At 64.0% G+C, this 16,179-nt stretch carries 14 protein-coding genes and 1 pseudogene; 6 read left to right on the forward strand and 9 right to left on the reverse strand.

The features are described from left to right. Nucleotides 1-1,831 (reverse strand): annotated as a pseudogene (locus I2H38_RS00005) (hypothetical protein); the annotation flags it as partial. 207 nt (nucleotides 1,832-2,038) lie between these two features. On the opposite strand from I2H38_RS00005, the gene xseA reads away from it, so the two are divergent. Both xseA and I2H38_RS00015 read left to right on the forward strand, forming a co-directional pair. Further along, a complete protein-coding gene (xseA, locus tag I2H38_RS00010) occupies nucleotides 2,039-3,616 on the forward strand; it encodes an exodeoxyribonuclease VII large subunit (protein ID WP_196269761.1) in 1,578 nt (525 codons plus the stop codon). 77 nt (nucleotides 3,617-3,693) lie between these two features. Beyond that, complete coding sequence (locus I2H38_RS00015) at nucleotides 3,694-3,915, forward strand: DUF2093 domain-containing protein (protein ID WP_196269762.1); 222 nt, start codon at nucleotides 3,694-3,696, stop codon at nucleotides 3,913-3,915. On the opposite strand, the gene lpxK is transcribed toward I2H38_RS00015, so the two are convergent. The 6 genes from lpxK to I2H38_RS00045 form a co-directional block, all read right to left on the reverse strand. Next, nucleotides 3,902-4,915, reverse strand: a complete 1,014-nt coding sequence (gene lpxK, locus I2H38_RS00020; RefSeq protein ID WP_196269763.1) for a tetraacyldisaccharide 4'-kinase — start codon at nucleotides 4,913-4,915, stop codon at nucleotides 3,902-3,904. The genes I2H38_RS00015 and lpxK overlap by 14 nt on opposite strands. After that, nucleotides 4,915-6,204: a 3-deoxy-D-manno-octulosonic acid transferase gene (locus I2H38_RS00025; RefSeq protein WP_407663984.1), complete on the reverse strand. Its 1,290-nt coding sequence runs from the start codon at nucleotides 6,202-6,204 to the stop codon at nucleotides 4,915-4,917. The genes lpxK and I2H38_RS00025 overlap by 1 nt, the downstream gene beginning before the upstream one ends. Then, nucleotides 6,201-6,956: a lysophospholipid acyltransferase family protein gene (locus tag I2H38_RS00030; RefSeq protein WP_196269764.1), complete on the reverse strand. Its 756-nt coding sequence runs from the start codon at nucleotides 6,954-6,956 to the stop codon at nucleotides 6,201-6,203. Before I2H38_RS00030 ends, I2H38_RS00025 begins: the two co-directional genes overlap by 4 nt. Before the next feature lie 16 nt (nucleotides 6,957-6,972). After that, nucleotides 6,973-7,206 (reverse strand): DUF4170 domain-containing protein, encoded by a 234-nt coding sequence (locus tag I2H38_RS00035; RefSeq protein ID WP_196269765.1) that lies wholly within the window; start codon nucleotides 7,204-7,206, stop codon nucleotides 6,973-6,975. Nucleotides 7,207-7,267: 61 nt separating this feature from the next. Beyond that, complete coding sequence (locus I2H38_RS00040) at nucleotides 7,268-8,074, reverse strand: inositol monophosphatase family protein (protein ID WP_407663985.1); 807 nt, start codon at nucleotides 8,072-8,074, stop codon at nucleotides 7,268-7,270. A gap of 76 nt (nucleotides 8,075-8,150) precedes the next feature. Continuing rightward, nucleotides 8,151-9,539 carry a hypothetical protein gene (locus I2H38_RS00045; protein WP_196269766.1) on the reverse strand — a complete coding sequence of 463 codons (1,389 nt, stop codon included), beginning with the start codon at nucleotides 9,537-9,539 and terminating at the stop codon, nucleotides 8,151-8,153. Nucleotides 9,540-9,767: 228 nt separating this feature from the next. On the opposite strand from I2H38_RS00045, the gene I2H38_RS00050 reads away from it, so the two are divergent. After that, entirely contained in the window at nucleotides 9,768-10,742 is a 975-nt protein-coding gene (locus I2H38_RS00050; RefSeq protein ID WP_196269767.1) for a hypothetical protein, read from the forward strand. 59 nt (nucleotides 10,743-10,801) lie between these two features. Here I2H38_RS00050 and ubiA read toward each other — a convergent pair whose 3' ends face one another. Both ubiA and I2H38_RS00060 read right to left on the reverse strand, forming a co-directional pair. Beyond that, nucleotides 10,802-11,734, reverse strand: a complete 933-nt coding sequence (gene ubiA, locus I2H38_RS00055) for a 4-hydroxybenzoate octaprenyltransferase (RefSeq protein WP_196269768.1) — start codon at nucleotides 11,732-11,734, stop codon at nucleotides 10,802-10,804. Nucleotides 11,735-11,750: 16 nt separating this feature from the next. Next, entirely contained in the window at nucleotides 11,751-12,221 is a 471-nt protein-coding gene (locus tag I2H38_RS00060; protein ID WP_196269769.1) for a hypothetical protein, read from the reverse strand. Between the two features lie 217 nt (nucleotides 12,222-12,438). On the opposite strand from I2H38_RS00060, the gene I2H38_RS00065 reads away from it, so the two are divergent. From I2H38_RS00065 to I2H38_RS00075, 3 genes are all read left to right on the forward strand, one after another. After that, nucleotides 12,439-13,185, forward strand: coding sequence for a 16S rRNA (uracil(1498)-N(3))-methyltransferase (locus I2H38_RS00065; protein WP_196269770.1), 747 nt, complete (start codon nucleotides 12,439-12,441; stop codon nucleotides 13,183-13,185). Between the two features lie 172 nt (nucleotides 13,186-13,357). Then, on the forward strand, nucleotides 13,358-14,497 hold the full coding sequence (locus I2H38_RS00070) for a carboxylate-amine ligase (RefSeq protein WP_196269771.1): 1,140 nt from the start codon (nucleotides 13,358-13,360) through the stop codon (nucleotides 14,495-14,497). 305 nt (nucleotides 14,498-14,802) lie between these two features. Then, the gene (locus tag I2H38_RS00075) at nucleotides 14,803-16,173 is read left to right on the forward strand and encodes a glutamate--cysteine ligase (protein ID WP_196269772.1); all 1,371 of its coding nucleotides are present in this window, start codon (nucleotides 14,803-14,805) and stop codon (nucleotides 16,171-16,173) included. The last annotated feature ends 6 nt before the right edge of the window (nucleotides 16,174-16,179 follow it).

The raw sequence follows: 16,179 nt of genomic DNA on the forward strand, positions 1-16,179 counted from the left end.
AGGCGCTCTCATCGGAGTTCTCGTTGACGGTCGCCGCAGTCCCGCCATTCAGCGTCACATGCGTCGGGACGTGGTTCTTGCCCGCGACATAGTTCACGTCGATCGTGACAGTCTTCGTGTAGGAGAGCCCGCCGTGGTCCGTGACCTTGATGGTGATCGTGTGTGACTTCGCCACCCCGTAATCCAGGGTCTCACCGGCCTTCAACCTCAGCTCGTTGCCGGCGATCTCAAACTTGCCGCTGGCGTCGTGAGCGAGCGTGAAGGTGAAGGTCTCGCCGGCATCAGGATCGAGACCGGTCAGCGTGGCGATCGTGCCGGTGGCGTCCTCGTCGACATCGGTTTTCGACAATGTGATGCCGGTCGGCTTCTCGTTCACGTCGTCAACATGAATGGTGACGGTTTTCGTGTAGGAGCGGCCACCATGGTCCGTGACCGTGATCTTGAGCACGTGCGATTTCGCCGCCTCGTAATCGAGGCTCTGGCCGTCCTTGAGTTTGAGCTCCTTGCCGACGATCTCGAACTTGCCGCTCGCATCCTCAGCGAGGGTGAAGGTGAAGGTCTCGCCCGTGTCGGGATCGACGCCGTCGAGTGTCGCGATGACACCGGTCGTGCCTTCATCAACCGTATCGCGCGAAAGGGTCACGTCGGTCGGCGCGCGGTTCGTGTCGGTCAGATAGTAGCGGTGATAAATGCCGTATCCCGAACCATCCTGATTGGCGGATTCCCACACCACGACCCATCCGCCGCCGGGCAGAGCCGTCACGCTGGGGTTCTTCTGATCGCCGGCGATGGTGGCGTTGACGCGTTGATCCGCCGCATAGACGGCCTTGCCGTCCTTGTCGAACTGCTGGAGATAAATTCCCTCACCGGAGCCGTCATGACTGCCGGATTCCCAAACCACGACCCACCCGCCGTCGGCGAGCGCCGTCACGACGGCCGGCTCCTGGGCGTCGGTCGATGTGATGTTGACCCGCACAGGCAGCGGAAAGACGGCGTGTCCGTACTTGTCGAAACGCTGCTGATAGAGGTCGCCGTTGTTATAGGACGTCCAGGTGACGACCCAGCCACCGTCGGTCAGGCCGGTGACGCTTGAGATCAGCTTGTAGTCGGCCGTGTTGCCTTCGACCGTGATGTCGGTCGGAGAAGTGGCGTTGCCGTCCTTGTCGAAGCGCTGCTGGAAGAGGTGATGGGTGTTGGAACCTGCGCCGCTATGGGATTCCCACGTCACGACCCAGCCGCCATCGGTGAGCGACGTCACGCTCGCGCGATACTGGTTGCCGTCGGTGAGCACGTTGACGGCCCTTTCGACGCCGACCGGATTGCCGGTCGCATCGTAGCGCTGCTGGTAAACGCCGTTGCTCGAACCGTCCTGCAGAAAGGAGTGCCAGGTCACGACCCAGCCGCCATCGGCCAAAGCCGTCACGCTCGAGCCTGACTGGTCGTAGGTCGTGGTCGTGTTGACGCGCTTGTCGGCGGAAAAGACCGCGTGCCCATTCTTGTCGTAACGTTGCTGATAGACATCGCCATCGTATGGGTCGCCGGAGGTCCAGGTGACGACCCATCCGCCATCGGTAAGCGCAGTGACGCACGGATCGGTCTGGTCTTTGGGCGTCGTGATATTGACGAGTTGATCGGCGGTTCCGAGCGCCTTGCCGTCCTGGTCATAGCGCTGCTGAAAAATGCCCCAGCCCGAACCGTCCTGATTGGCGGATTGCCAGACCACGACCCAGCCGCCATCGGCGAGGGCCTTGATGCTCGGGGCGCTCTGGTCTCCGGTCGTCGTGACATTGACTTGCGTCTCGTCGCCGATCTTGACGATTGGGCTTGGCATGGCGGTTGCTCCCACGCACGTTCATTTCTTTTTTTGGATATATTATTGTTGTAATAACATAGCGCAACGCTAAGTCCAGCTTCGTGCGGTTCGACTACTTGGAATCGTAGTAAAATTTCTCTCAAAGGGGTTGATCCACCTCCCGTGAGGGCACATGCCTCAACGGCAGTCTTGGCAGGGCGGGTGCAAACGAATTAGGTTCGCGCCATGTTCGATGACAAAGCCCCCTCGAATGCCCCCGAATGGTCGGTCTCCGATCTGGCGGGCGCTCTCAAGCGCACTCTTGAGGATTCCTTCGGCCACGTGCGCTTGCGCGGGGAGATCTCGGGCTATCGCGGGCCGCATTCTTCCGGCCACGCCTATTTCTCGCTGAAGGACCAGAATGCCCGCATCGATGCGGTGATCTGGAAGGGCACCTTCTCGCGGCTCAGGTTCAAGCCGGAGGAGGGGCTCGAGGTCATCGCCACCGGGCGCATCACCACGTTCCCGGGCAAGTCGACCTACCAGATCGTGATCGAATCGCTGGAGCCTGCCGGCGCGGGGGCGCTGATGGCCCTGCTGGAGGAGCGCCGCCGCAAGCTGATGGCGGAGGGGCTCTTCGAGGCCGCGCGCAAGCGGCGGCTACCTTATCTGCCACGCGTGATCGGCGTCATCACCTCGCCGACCGGCGCTGTCATCCGCGACATTCTCCACCGGCTGGAGGATCGCTTTCCCCGTCACGTCCTGGTCTGGCCGGTGCGGGTGCAGGGCGACACCTGCGCGGCGGAAGTCTCCGCCGCCATTCGCGGGTTCAATGCGCTCAGACCCGGCGGCGCGATCCCGCGTCCCGACGTGCTTATCGTGGCGCGCGGGGGCGGGTCCATCGAAGACCTGTGGGGCTTCAACGAAGAGGTCGTGGTCCGCGCCGCCGCCGAGAGCGACATCCCGCTCGTCGCGGCGGTGGGGCACGAAACCGACTGGACGTTGATCGACCACGCCGCCGACATGCGCGCGCCGACGCCGACGGGCGCGGCCGAAATGGTCGTGCCGGTGCGTGTCGAACTCATGGCGGGTGTGAACGATCTGGCCCGCCGCCACGTGGAATCCGCCCTGCGGATCGTCGACCGCCGCCGTTCCGACCTGCGTTCGGCGGCGCGCGCGCTGCCGACCCCCGATGCCTTGTTCGCACCCAAGCGCCAGAAGCTTGATCTCGCTTCCGCGAAGCTTGGACCGGCTTTGTCGCGCAACGCCCGCACGCACGAGGCGCAGCTTCTCGACCTGTCCCGCCGCCTCTCGCGCGTCTCGCCCGCAGCCCGCCTTGCGACGATGCGGGCGCGGCTCGATGCAATCGGTCAACGTCCGCATCAAGCTTTGACCCGCTCCCTCGTTCTGCGGGGCGAGAACCTGCAGCAGATCAGCCGACGGCTCGTCGTGTCGCGGGATACGCTGCTGCGCGCCGAGCGGACGCGTCTCGCGCAGGCGAGCGATCTCACGCAGCGCGTGGCCGAGCGTCTCGCCCCCGCGCTCCGGAGCCAGATCGCGCGCAAGGCGGATCGACTGGAGGCCCTGTCGAAGCTCTTCGAAAGCCTGAGCTACAAATCCGTGCTGGCGCGCGGCTTCGCCCTGGTGCGCGATGCGGAGGGGCAAATGCTGCGCTCCGCGCAAGACGTCACGGAGGGCCGCGCGCTCGTGCTCGAATTCGGAGACGGCAGAGCCGAGGCGACGGGCGGGCGGGGCGGCGGTGTCCGGCCTAAAACGCCAAAGCCGAAAACGCCGACGGGCGGCGACCAGGGTGCCCTGTTTTGAGCCGGCATTGAAAACAATCGCCAACGCTCCTTATGTAAAAGATCTCCTTTTTCAGACGATATTTGACGTGATCATCCATGAACAAATTTGAGCGCGGCAGCGGCGGCGAAGCCATCATCCAATATCTCGACAGCAACCTGCGGATCGTGAAGCCGGGGGCGTTCGTACGCTGCGCCGTGACCGGCCAGCCGATCCCGTTGGACGATTTGAAGTATTGGAGTGTCGAGCGGCAGGAGGCCTACGCTTCCCCCGAAGCCGTCATGATCCGTATTGCCGGAAAAGATCTCAGGACGCTCTGAGCCGACGCTCGCCGATGCGGCGCAGGATGAAATTGCGGAATGCCGCTTCCTCGTTGATCCGGAGCCGAACGGGCAGGGCTCGCAGGGCGGGCCAAGGCTCTGTGCCGTCAAGGCTTTGAATCCGCACGAGGTCTTTCTCTGTCGTGACGGGGTGTAGCCCCCGACGCTCAGCCTCTTTCTTCAGCACGGCGAGATCGCCGGGACCATAGGCATAATGATCGGGGAAGGGGCGCGCCTCTTCCACGCTTGCGCCGGCGGCCCGCAGGGTGTCGAAAAATTTGTCGGGCCGCCCGATGCCCGCGAAGGCGAGCACTTTTTGCCCCCGCAGCGTCTCGGCCATGCCGCTATCCGGCACGAGCGTCGCGCTGAACACCCGCTTGCCGCGCCGCTTCGCCTCGCTCGCGACCGCTTCACCGCCCACGCCGTCGCCGACGACGAGAACGGCGTCGATGGCGGACCATTGCGCCGACAGCGGCGCTCGCAAGGGGCCGGCGGGCAGGCAAAATCCGTTGCCGATACCGGTGGCCCCATCCACGACGGCGATGGCGCAGTCTTTCCGGATCGAGGGGTTCTGGAGCCCGTCATCCATGATCACGACGGTCGCGCCGATTTCGTGCGCCAGCCGCGCGCCGGAAGGGCGGTCGATCGAGACGATCGCGGGCGCCATGCTGGCCAAAAGAATCGGCTCGTCGCCCACGTCGCGCGCCATGTGCCGAAGCTCGACCTGCACCGGACCTTTGAGCTTGCCGCCATAGCCGCGCGACAGGAAGGCTGGGCTCTCGCCGGCATCGTCCAGAATATCCGCGATGGCGAGCGCGGTCGGCGTCTTGCCTGCCCCACCGGCGGTAACATTGCCGATGCAGATGATGGGAAGACCGGCGCGTTCGCCGCTCCGCTTCATGCGCAATGCCGCGACCCCGCCATAGATCAGGCCCAGCGGCCAGAGCAGGCATGCCAGAGGGGAGGGCGTTTTCCGCGACCAGAAGGCGGGCGCGCGCATCAGCGCCGCGCTCCGAGCTTGGCCTGGACGATGAAGGGCTCGATGGATTGCATGGTGCGGTCCACCGCCCCGCCGAGCGCCTGCACCGCGTCCGCGGCGGCCCGGGCCATGTCCCGCGTCAGGGCGGCGTTGCCGAGGAGTTCGCTCACCGCGCGTGCAAGACTCGCACTGTCCTTGACCATCAGCGCGCCGCGCGCCTTGCCGATCGCCTCATAGATCTCGGTCGCGCTGTGCACATGCGGGCCGTGCAGGATGGCGGCTCCAAGCTTTGCCGGCTCGATCGGGTTGTGGCCGCCGATGGGGGCCAGGGTGCCTCCCATGAGCACGATGGGCGAGAGACGGAAAAACAGGCCCATCTCGCCGACGGTGTCGGCCACATACACATCCGTCGCCCGGTCGGGATGGATGCCGTTCGAGCGCTGGCTGGCGCGCAGGCCCGCCCGCTCGGCGAGGGCTGCGACTTCGGGCCCACGGTGCGGGTGGCGCGGCGCGATGATGGTGAGCAGGTGCGGGTGGCGCTGCGCGAGCGCCCGGTGCACGGCGATGATGGCATTCTCCTCGCCGGGATGGGTGCTCGCCGCAAGCCAGACGGGACGGCCTGCGATCAGACCGGAGAGATGCGCCACGACGCGCGGATCGGCGGGCGGCGGGGGCGAGTCGAACTTGAGGTTGCCCGAAACCAGAACGCGGGGCGCGCCGAGACGCGCCAGCCGGACCGCGTCGTCCGAGGTCTGCGCGAGGCACAGGGCGAAGCGTTCGAGCAGGGTGCCGATGATGCGCGGCAATTTCTGCCAGCGCTGGAATGAGCGGTCGGACATGCGTCCATTGACCATGACGAGGGGGATGTGGCGCTCGTCCAGGGCGAAGACGGTGTTGGGCCAGATTTCCGATTCCGCCACAAGGGCGAGGTCCGGCCGCCAATGGTCGAGAAAGCGCCGGATGTAGCGCGGCACGTCGACCGGCACGAACTGATGCACCGCGCCGGGCGGCAGCCGCCGCGCGATCAGGGCGGCAGAGGTTCGTGTGCCGGAGGTGACCACAACCGAAAGTCCGCGTTGTGTCAATCGTTCTACGACCGGTAGCAAAGACAGCGTTTCGCCGATGCTGGCGCCATGCACCCAGATCAGATGGCCCTTCGGTCTCTGGCGGCTCGGGTAGCCCCGCCGTTCACCAAGCCGCGTGCGATCTTCGCGGCCCTGGCGCTGACGCCAATAGAGAAGGCCGATGACGGCAGGCTCCAGAACCGACGTCACGGTCCGGTAGGTCTTGATAAGGATGGGCATGCTCATGCGTGAGAGCCTCTCGCAAGAGCTGCGTTGGCGTGGGATTTGCGCGCCCTGGCTCCCGGGTCGCGGGAGCCGACGAGGGCGTAGGCCCGTTCATGCACGGCGTCGAGTTCCCTCTCGACGGCCTCGCGCGCTGCTTCGAGCGCCTGCGGGTCGGCGTCGCGCGGCACAAGGGTCGGTTCGCCCAGCACGATGGCGCCGCGCCCAAAGGGCAGACCGATGCTGGCCTTGTCCCAACTGTCGAAATCGATGCGACGGCTCGTCACCACGGCAACCGGGACAATGGGGCGGCCCGAAATCTGGGCAAGCGTCACGATGCCCTCGCCGCAAACGCGGGCGATCTTCGGAATGTCGGCGGTCATCACCACCATCTCGCCGTCGCTCAAGGCTCGCATCATGGCCCGCATCGCCTGGACGCCGCCCTTTTTGCGGATGTCGCGGCCGCGCGCACCGGAACCGCGGATTGCGCGCACGCCCAGATGCCGCAGGGCGATGGCGTTGAACTCTCCGTCGCCGGAGCGGGAGACGAGGCTCGCCGCGCGGTCCTGGGGCCGCTTGGCGAAATGGATCATGAAATGCTGCCCGTGCCACATCGCGGCGATCACAGGCATCTCAAGGCCGATCCGGTCATAGGCATCCGCCGGTTCCATGACGAACCGGTTCGTGCGGTGCACGAATTTCAAATAACTCGCGACGAGCAGGCCCAGGGTTTCCTGGACCGCTCGGGAGCGGGTGATGCGTTTGACCAGACCCATTGAGCTTTCTTGAGGATCAGCCGTGCTGCGGATCGAGCAGGCGGTGCAGATGGACGACGAAATAACGCATGTGAGCGTTGTCCACGCTCGCCTGCGCCTTGGCCTTCCAGGCGGCGTGGGCGGTGGCGTAGTTCGGATAGATTCCGACGATGTCGAGCTTGGACAGATCTTTGAAATCGATGGAATCGAGGTCGGTGAGTTCGCCGCCGAAAACCAGGTGAAGAAGTTGTTTGCCGGGTTGGTCGGTCATGGTGAAGGGGCTCTCCTAGCGGAATACAAGTGTGTCACGGCTCTGAGGTTGGCCTGATTGTTCAGGCTCTCATGGCTCCAATAGCACGCGGATGCAACCGTGACGCAACGGCAACCATTTCACCATGGCGTGGCCGAACTTGGTTGTAGACAGGAGGCACGCCATCGAAGTCGGTCAGGAGGGCTCCGGCCTCGCCCAGAATCAGGTCGGCGGCGGCAATGTCCCAATCGTGCGAATTCGCCGAGACGAGGCCCACATCGATGGACCCGTCCGCGACGCGGGCGAGCCTGAGCGCCAGGGACGGCACTTTGGGCAGGTGCTCGATAGGGCCGATACGGCGGCCTAAGTGGTCGACGAGCGGCTGTGGTCCGGCGACGCGGACGTGGTCAAGGGGGGCTGCATGGGACACCGACAGCCTCTTCCCGTTGCGGGACGCGCCGCTTCCGAGGCTCGCTTCATAGAGCTGTTCGTGGGTCGGGGCATGAATGACGCCCAGGACGGGCCTGCCGTCCGCGACGAGCGCGATCGAAATCGACCAATCCGGGTGGCCGGAGGCAAAGGCCCGGGTGCCATCGATGGGATCGACGATCCAGACGAAGCGCCGGTCGAGCCGGGCGGAATCGTCCTCCGTTTCCTCAGACAGCCATCCGGCTTCCGGCATCAGACGAGACAGGCGCTCTTTCAGGAAGTTGTCGAGGGCGATATCCGCCTCGGTCACCGGCGAACTGCGCTCCTTGAACCAAAGGCGCGCCGCCGTCTGCCCGCCCGCACGGAAGAAGGGCAGCGCCATGGCCCCGGCTTCCCGCGCCGCATCGCGAACGGCCTGTCCGAGGGAGGGGAGGAAATCGAAGGAGGGAGCAAGCATCATCGGTTCAAATGGGGGCTTGCGGGAGTGAATGCCACACCCGTCGCGGCGATGCGCGGCGTTTTTGGTCGCAGGTGCATCAGAGCCGGAAGCCCCGGCGCAGGGAATAGGCGCGCCCGAGAAGCCCGGCTCCACCGCCGCTGAACATCCCGTTCGTGAACCATTGCGGATAATGCAGCATGTAGTGCAGCAATTTTTCGCCGATGCGCCGTTCCCGGTCCACGAAAAAGAGACCGGCCGCGAGCATCGGCACGTAGCTTTGCCATTCCGGCGTCTGGCTTGAAACGGGCTGGCGGAAGTCGAACATGCGGGGCGTATCGCTCCGGCGCGTCATGGCGTTGATGCCGTTGGGATCCGCCATCACCACGTCGGCATAGGTTTTGGCGATGCCGATCATCTCCTCCTCCTTGGCGAGGAGGCCGTGCTCGGCGAGCGCCAGCGGCAACTCGGCGGTGACCGTCATTTTCCAGAAATACTCGGATTTCTGCTTCTTCTTGAACGTCGCATCCTGCTGATAGGCGGATGAGATCGCCCCATCATCGTCCACCACCATCGCGGCGCGATAGAAGTTCAGGAGCTTTCGCGCCTTCTCGAGATAGCGCGGCTCCCGCGTGAAAGCATAAAGCTCCACCAGCCCCGCGCCGAACGCGTTGATGTGGTTGGTCGGATCGGTCTCGCTGGGAATGAAGGCATAGCGATAATAGCCCGCGTCGAGATCGGGCAGATCGATATAGAACCGTTCGTACTCGTCGAAAGAAGGGGCGAGCTGTTCGGCAAGATCGGCGATACCCTCGTGGCGTTCTCCCCGCGCGGCCAGCCTGTTGGCGAGCTGCAGGATCGGCAGGGCAATGAGTCCGGTCGCGGTAATGTCGGTGCCACGCATGGTCGGGCCGCCGAAGGTGATCACGGAGCCCCAGGATTTGACGACCCGCTTCTGGTTTTCGTCGATCGCTCCGTGCCGGTCGTCCCGCGCGGCCATCACGTTATGCGCCGCGCCGATGAGGAGGTCGCGAAAGCGCGTCTCGCCCGTGCCTTCGTAGAGTTGAAGCGCCGCCCGTCCCCAGAAAGACCATTGCCAGGAGAAAGCCTGCCCGCGCTCATGCATCGGCGGCAGGCTCGGATCGGGGTTGTCCGGCGCGGTCAGCCAGCGCAGGCCCCAGTTCAGGAAATCGTAGAAGACGTCCCGATGCGGCGTGCAGCTGGTGAACACGCCGAAGGCGCTCGCCGTCGCGTGGCGCTCGCGCCGTTCCACGAAGGACGAAGGGTGCTCCAGAAGCGCCATCGCGTCCTTATCGTCCACGGCCTCGCCGGAATGGTAGCGGCTCCAGATTTTGAGATAGCGCTGATAGGCGCCCTGATTATCGAGCCCGGCGAATGTCAGCCCAGGCTTGCTCCACCCGGTCAGCACCGTGGGCGCGAAAACGGGCACGGACAGGCTCTGCAGGAAGCTGCGTCTCGTCGGATTCATCGGCCGGCCCTGGACTCCGCATAGGCGAGGCGCGGTCGGCCCGCGCTTTCCGCGAAAAGTTTGAAGAAATTCCGTTACACCGCTTCCGACCTAACGTCAGTATTTTTTCCTCCAAGCCGGGAGATGCCTCTGATGGCAAGAGCGAGACGATCTGCTAACCCAACGTCATGCCGCCAGACGTATCGTCTTGCGTTGCCTCCGCCTTCGTCGATCGCTCAGGTCATCAAGATGAAATCCATTATTTCGTTATTTTGTTTTATTTTCGCATTTGGCGTCGCCGAGGCCAAGGATCTCAACAGGCAACTCGCGCCTGACATGGCCCGGGTTTACGGCTTTCTGATCGGGCAAAGCATCTCGCTGACCCGGATCGGCATGGAATTTCCCGCTTTGCGCAATGAGGCCGAACTGGCCCGCATGCGGTTTTCGGCGAAATTCGGCGAGAGCGAGAAAAAGCTGGAAGAGATCCTGAGATCGATGCTCGGGAGCAAGTTCGATGAGACCGACCGTCAGTTGCGCGCCAGCATCGAGGCCAATGCGAAGAAGCAGGCACTGACGCGGCCGGATGCGGCCGCCTTTCTAGAACTCATGGCGGCCCGTGCAAGAGGAGAAATCGCCGACGAATTTCTGAAGCCGTTGCTCATCGCCAAGTATGCGGACCGTCCAGCCGCCGAGTTCGTCGATGGCTGGCGACAAACCTTCGTATCGGACGGAAGCGGCAAGGCGCGCGGGGTCAAGATCCATCTTCAGATCCCAAAGAGCTTTGGGTCGAAGGAGAGCCCGCGCCCTCACATCGTTCGCAATTGGACGTCCCAGGACGGAAAGGGGCCGATCGTTCTTGTTCTCGATATCCGAGAGGTCGGCGCGGCCGTCACGCAAAAGAGCCTCGATGAGGAATTTGGCCCCGACATGGTCAAGGACGTCGTCGGACCCGATGGGCAAGTGCTCAATTCCGGCAAATTCAAGCACGAGACATATCCCGGCTTTTGGGTTCAGGCCGTCCGCGCCGAAGAAAGGGCGACTATGAAAGTGCAGATCGCCTTCCAGCTTTATCAAATCTTCGCGCGAGACAAGGCCGTGGCCATCGGATGCTTTTCGACGTTGGACGAGGGTGCTCGCTCCGATCCCAAGACGGTTTTTCAGGAACTCCAGCCGCTCTGCCTTCAGGTCCTCAACACCCTGGTCCTGCCCGGGGCGTATGAATGAGCGCTCGGCGCTCGGCGTCGCGCGTCAAGGTCAGGACAATGCATCGATAAGAAGGCGATCTAGAAGAGACGCAGCAGGCAGTCGAGCGTCATCGCCGCGAACAAGATCAGACCGGCATCCCGGTTCGAGCGGAAGAGGCGCAACGCACCCGCGCCGTCGTCGCGGTCGATGCGCGCGACCTGTCGGGCGAGATGAAGGGCGAAGACGCCCAGGCCGATGAAGGAGGCAGGGCCGGCCTTCGCCATCAGGAACGCCGCGATCATGAAGGCGATCGTCAGCGCGTAGCAGATCGCGACGCCAAGCTTGACGCGCTCGCCGAAGAAACGCGCGGAGGACTTTATGCCGGCGATTTCGTCATCCTCGATGTCCTGCAGGGCATAGATGGTGTCGTATCCCACCACCCAGGCGATGCTGCCGAGATAGAGCGCCACAGCGGGCCATCCGAGCGAGCCGAAGGCGGCGGCCCAGCCCATCAGCGCGCCCCAGGCGAAGGCGAGGCCGAGGACGATCTGCGGCATCCAGAAGAACCGTTTCATGAACGGATAGAGCGCGACGACTCCAAGCGACGCAAAGCCCGTCATAATGGCGAAAGCGTTGAACTGGAGCAGCACCGCAAGGCCCGCCACGCCTTGCAGGACCAGGAAGACCAGAGCGCCCTTGAGACCGATCTGGCCGGAGGGGAGGGGGCGCTGGCGGGTGCGCTCGACGCGGGTGTCGATATCGCGGTCGACGATGTCGTTATAGGTGCACCCCGCGCCGCGCATCGCCACCGCGCCGATGAGGAACAGCACGCAATGGATCGGGTTGGGCCAGCTTTGCCCGCCCGCGAGCGCAGCCAAAGCTGCCGACCACCAGCACGGGAGCAGAAGCAGCCACCAGCCGATGGGCCGCTCGATGCGGGCAAGGCGCAAGTATGGCCGCCACTCGACAGGCGTCACCCGGTCGGCCCAATGGCCCCGGACAGCGTCTGGCAGGGATGCCGGATTGTCCATGTCGGACGCGCCGCGGTTAAAGCGCGCCCTTCGGCATGCTGTAGGAACCGGTCAGGCCGCCGCCGCCGAGAAGGCCGGGGGCGCCGCCCTGCTGCGCCTGCTTCTTGGCCTGCTTTTCCATTTCGGCGATCTTCGCCGCCGCCTGACAGGCCTTGCCCTTCATCTCGACGGCACGGGCATGATCCTGCTTGAAGTTGTCGGCGAACTGATCGGGAACCTGACACCAATCCTTGTTGGCGGTGATCCATTTCATGCCGACATCGCCGTTGGCGGCGAGCTTCGTGAAGATGCCGCAAGCATCGCGGGGATCGACCTGTTTCTTCTTGCCGCCGTCGCCGAGCTTGTTGATCTGCTGAATCAGGCTCTGGCGCTCGGTGAGGAACTTCTGTGCATCCTGGCAATTGCTCGACTGCGCGAGGGCGGGAGCAGCCACGAAAATGCCAGCCACGGTAAATGCGGCCGCAAGGTGCGAACGGATATGCGTCATTGGCAATGTCCTTCAAAGAGGCGCGCGACGTCTCGCGCACCGGTGCTCTGTTAGCAGGTTGCGGGCGTGTAAGCCAAGCGGCGATTGGCCCTGCGCGCGAGAGGATGTGCAGAGGCGCACGTGATCCGCGGACGAAATTCCCGGTGAGAGTACGATCATGCCCCTCCCGGACGCGGCTGGGAGTTGATAAAACCAGGTGACCCTCTGAAGAGCCCTCATGTCCGCTTACGATTTCAACGCCCCCCGCCTGTTCATCGATGCACCTTTGAGCGCCGGTGCCCGGATCGCGCTCGACCGCGGGCAGGCCAACTACCTCCTGAACGTTCTGCGCCTGGGCACGGGAGATGCTGTCCTGATTTTCAACGGGCGGGATGGCGAATGGAAGGCCGAGATCGCGGTCGAGGGCCGGAAGGCGGCGGACCTCGTCTGTGTCGAGCGCAGCCGCGAGCAGACCGCGCCGCCCGATCTCATCTATGCCTTCGCGCCGCTGAAGCATGCCCGTCTCGATTACATGGTGCAGAAGGCGGTCGAGATGGGCGCCGGCGTTCTCCAGCCGGTCCTGACCCGCCGGACCCAGAGCACGAGGGTCAATCTCGAGCGCATGCGGGGTAACGCTATCGAGGCTGCCGAGCAATGCGGGATTTTGACGTTGCCGGAAGTCCGCGATGAAGAGAATTTAGATAAATTTATCAAGGGCTTGGAAGCGGATAGGCTGGTCGTGTTCTGCGACGAGGATGCACCCGTTTCCAACCCAGTCGAAGCCCTCTCAAGCTTGGGGAACAAGTCGCTCAGGTTGGCCGTTATCGTCGGACCGGAAGGCGGTTTCACCGACCAGGAGAGAGCGATTGTTGCCGCCCACCAGACATGTGTCCGCATTTCGTTGGGACCGCGAATCCTACGCGCCGACACAGCCGCTGTGGCCGCATTGGCCGTCGTGCAATCCATGCTTGGCGATTGGCGCTGACGCCATCGCCCGGAAACGGGTCATGCCAATCCGCCTCTAGCTTCAACAGCTTAGCAGTTTCATTCGAATTCGCCCCAATCTCGCCCCAATCGGAGGGAGGTTGGCGCGTATTCTTGCAGGAATGCGAGGTTAAAGAATCAAAGCCGACAGAATAAATTGGAGGAGCTCAAAAATGAGCGGGGAATTCAAGTTCGGTATCGAGGAAGAGTACTTTTTGAATGACGTTTCTAAACGTGACGTTGCAAGGGGAAGAGTAAAAGAATTCTTTGCATCTTGCCGCGATAATCTCTCGGAAGACATCCAGCATGAGATGCTTGAACCTCAGATCGAGATCGCGACGAAGCCGTGCCTGGATTTCGCCGATGCCCGCGCACAGCTCACCGGCCTGCGGTCCTCGGTCGGGGCGATCGCCCGTGACTTCAATCTCTCCATCGTAGCGTCGGGAACCCATCCCTTGGCCGTCTGGGCTCGCGTGCGGGCGAACGGTCAGGCGCGTTACGGCAAGGTCATGCACGATCTTCAGATGGTGGGCAGCCGAACGGTGGTGTGCGGCATGCATGTCCATGTGGAGGTGCCTGACCTGGCGCTGCGCGTCGACATCATGAACCGGATCCAGCCCTATCTGCCGCTCCTGCTGGCGCTGTCGACTTCGTCGCCGTTCTGGCAGGCGCAGCGCACCGGCCTTCTCGGCTACCGCCTCGCCGCCTATCGCGAATTGCCCCGCACCGGCCTGCCGGATCTGTTCCAGGATGTGAAGGATTACGAGCGCTATATCGATACGCTCGTCGCGGCCCGCGCCATCGAGAATTCGAGCTATGTCTGGTGGGTCATCCGGCCGTCGCTCAAGCACCCGACCCTCGAATTGCGTGTCGCCGACAGCTGCACCCGGGTGGACGATACGCTCGCCATCGCCGCCCTCTACCGCTGCCTCGTGCGGCGCTTGAGCCTCGATCCGACGTTGAACGCCGGTCAAACCGGCGCGTCCCGGGCCATCAACGATGAAAACGGCTGGCGGGCCCAGCGCTACGGCATCCATGGCAGTTTCGTCGACGAGGCTTCACGCAGCGCCAAGCCGGTGCGCCAGATCCTCGACGAAACCCTCGCCCTCGTGGCGCACGACGCGCAGGCGCTGGGTTGCGAGCGCGAGCTCGATCTCGCCCGCTGGATTGTCGCCCGCGGCACCAGCGCCGACCAGCAATTGACCCTCTACACGGAAGCCATCGGCAGAGGGCTCTCAAGCCGCGAGGCGCTCGCCGGCGTGGTGGATTGGCTCTCCGCCGAGACGGTCGGGGAGACGGTGGTGCGGCACTAGGGAACAGTGCCTATCCCACGTCGTCATCACCGGGCTTGTCCCGGTGATCTCGCTCCGAGAGGCACCCGTCCAATAGAGATGGCCGGGACGGGGCTGCCCATGGCGCGGGAAGGGTTGATCCCGATGCGACGTGCTTGCCGGGCCATGACAAATGGGCGCGCTCCGGCTTTCCCCTTCACAAAACCCATGCGCGCACATCATATCATTGTATCTTTGTCGCTCATTGCAGCTTGGCCTTAACCCGCCTATCTACACCCGACCTAAAGTCGGCGCGCCTTGAACGCGCTTTTTTGATGAGGTGATACATGGCGCGCGACGTATCCGATGCGGCTGTCATCGGAGCGCGGGCTGAGCTCGTGGAATGGATCGCGTCCGGCGAGAAGCCGCGCGAGGCTTGGCGGCTTGGCACGGAACACGAGAAAGTCCCCTTCTACACAGCAGATGCGTCGCCCGTGCCCTACGAGGGCGAGCGGGGCATCCGCGCACTCCTGGACGGCCTGCAGAGGCTGACCGGTTGGGACCCGATCATCGAGAACAGCCATTCCATCGGGCTCGCCGACGAGATCGGCGGCGGCGCGATTTCCCTGGAGCCGGGCGGGCAGTTCGAGTTGTCCGGCGCGCCGGTGAAAACGCTGCACGAAACCGATGAGGAAACGGCGCGGCATCTGGCGCAGGTGAAGGTGATCGGCGAAAAGCTCGGCATCGGCTTTCTGACGCTCGGCATGAGCCCGCTCTGGACGCGCGCCGAGACGCCGGTGATGCCGAAGGCGCGTTATCGCATCATGACCAATTACATGCCAAAGGTCGGCACGTTGGGCCTCGACATGATGTACCGCACGGCGACCGTGCAGGTGAACATGGATTATGCCTCCGAGGCTGACATGGTGAAGAAAATGCGGGTGTCCCTCGCGCTTCAACCCATCGCCACGGCGATCTTCGCCAACTCGCCCTTCACCGACGGCAAACCCAACGGCTACCTGTCGATGCGCTCGCAGATCTGGCGCGACACCGACCGCGACCGCACCGGCATGATGGCCTTCGCGTTCGAGGACGGCTTCGGCTACGAGCGCTATGTGGATTGGGCGCTCGACGTGCCGATGTATTTCGTCAAGCGCGATGCGACTTATCATGATGTGGCCGGCGCTTCGTTCCGGGATCTGTTCGCCGGAAAGCTCGCGCAGTTGCCGGGCGAACGCGCCACACGCTCCGACTGGGCGAACCACGTTTCGACGCTGTTTCCGGAAGTGCGGCTGAAGCGCTACCTCGAGATGCGCGGCGCGGATGTCGGCGGGCAGGAGCACATCACGGCGCTCTCCGCTTTCTGGGCCGGGCTTCTCTATGACGAAGCCGCGCTCGACGGAGCGTGGGAGCTGGTGAAGAACTGGAGCGCGGAAGAGCGCGAGAGCCTTCGCGCGGATGTGCCGAAACTGGCCCTTAAAGCGCGCATCGCCGGACGCTCCGCACAGGACGTCGCGCGCGATGCACTCGCTCTCTCGCGAGCGGGCCTCGCACGCCGTGCTTATCTCGACGCGGCAGGCCAGGACGAGACGCGCCATCTCGACTACGCGGACGAGATCGTGACCTCGGGCCGCACGATGGCCGAGCGTCTTCTCGAACGGTACGACGGCCCGTGGAAGGGCTCGGTCCTGCCCGCGTTCAAGGAATGCGTTTATTGATCGCAA

The organism is Microvirga alba (genome assembly GCF_015694465.1).
Lineage (GTDB): Bacteria > Pseudomonadota > Alphaproteobacteria > Rhizobiales > Beijerinckiaceae > Microvirga > Microvirga alba.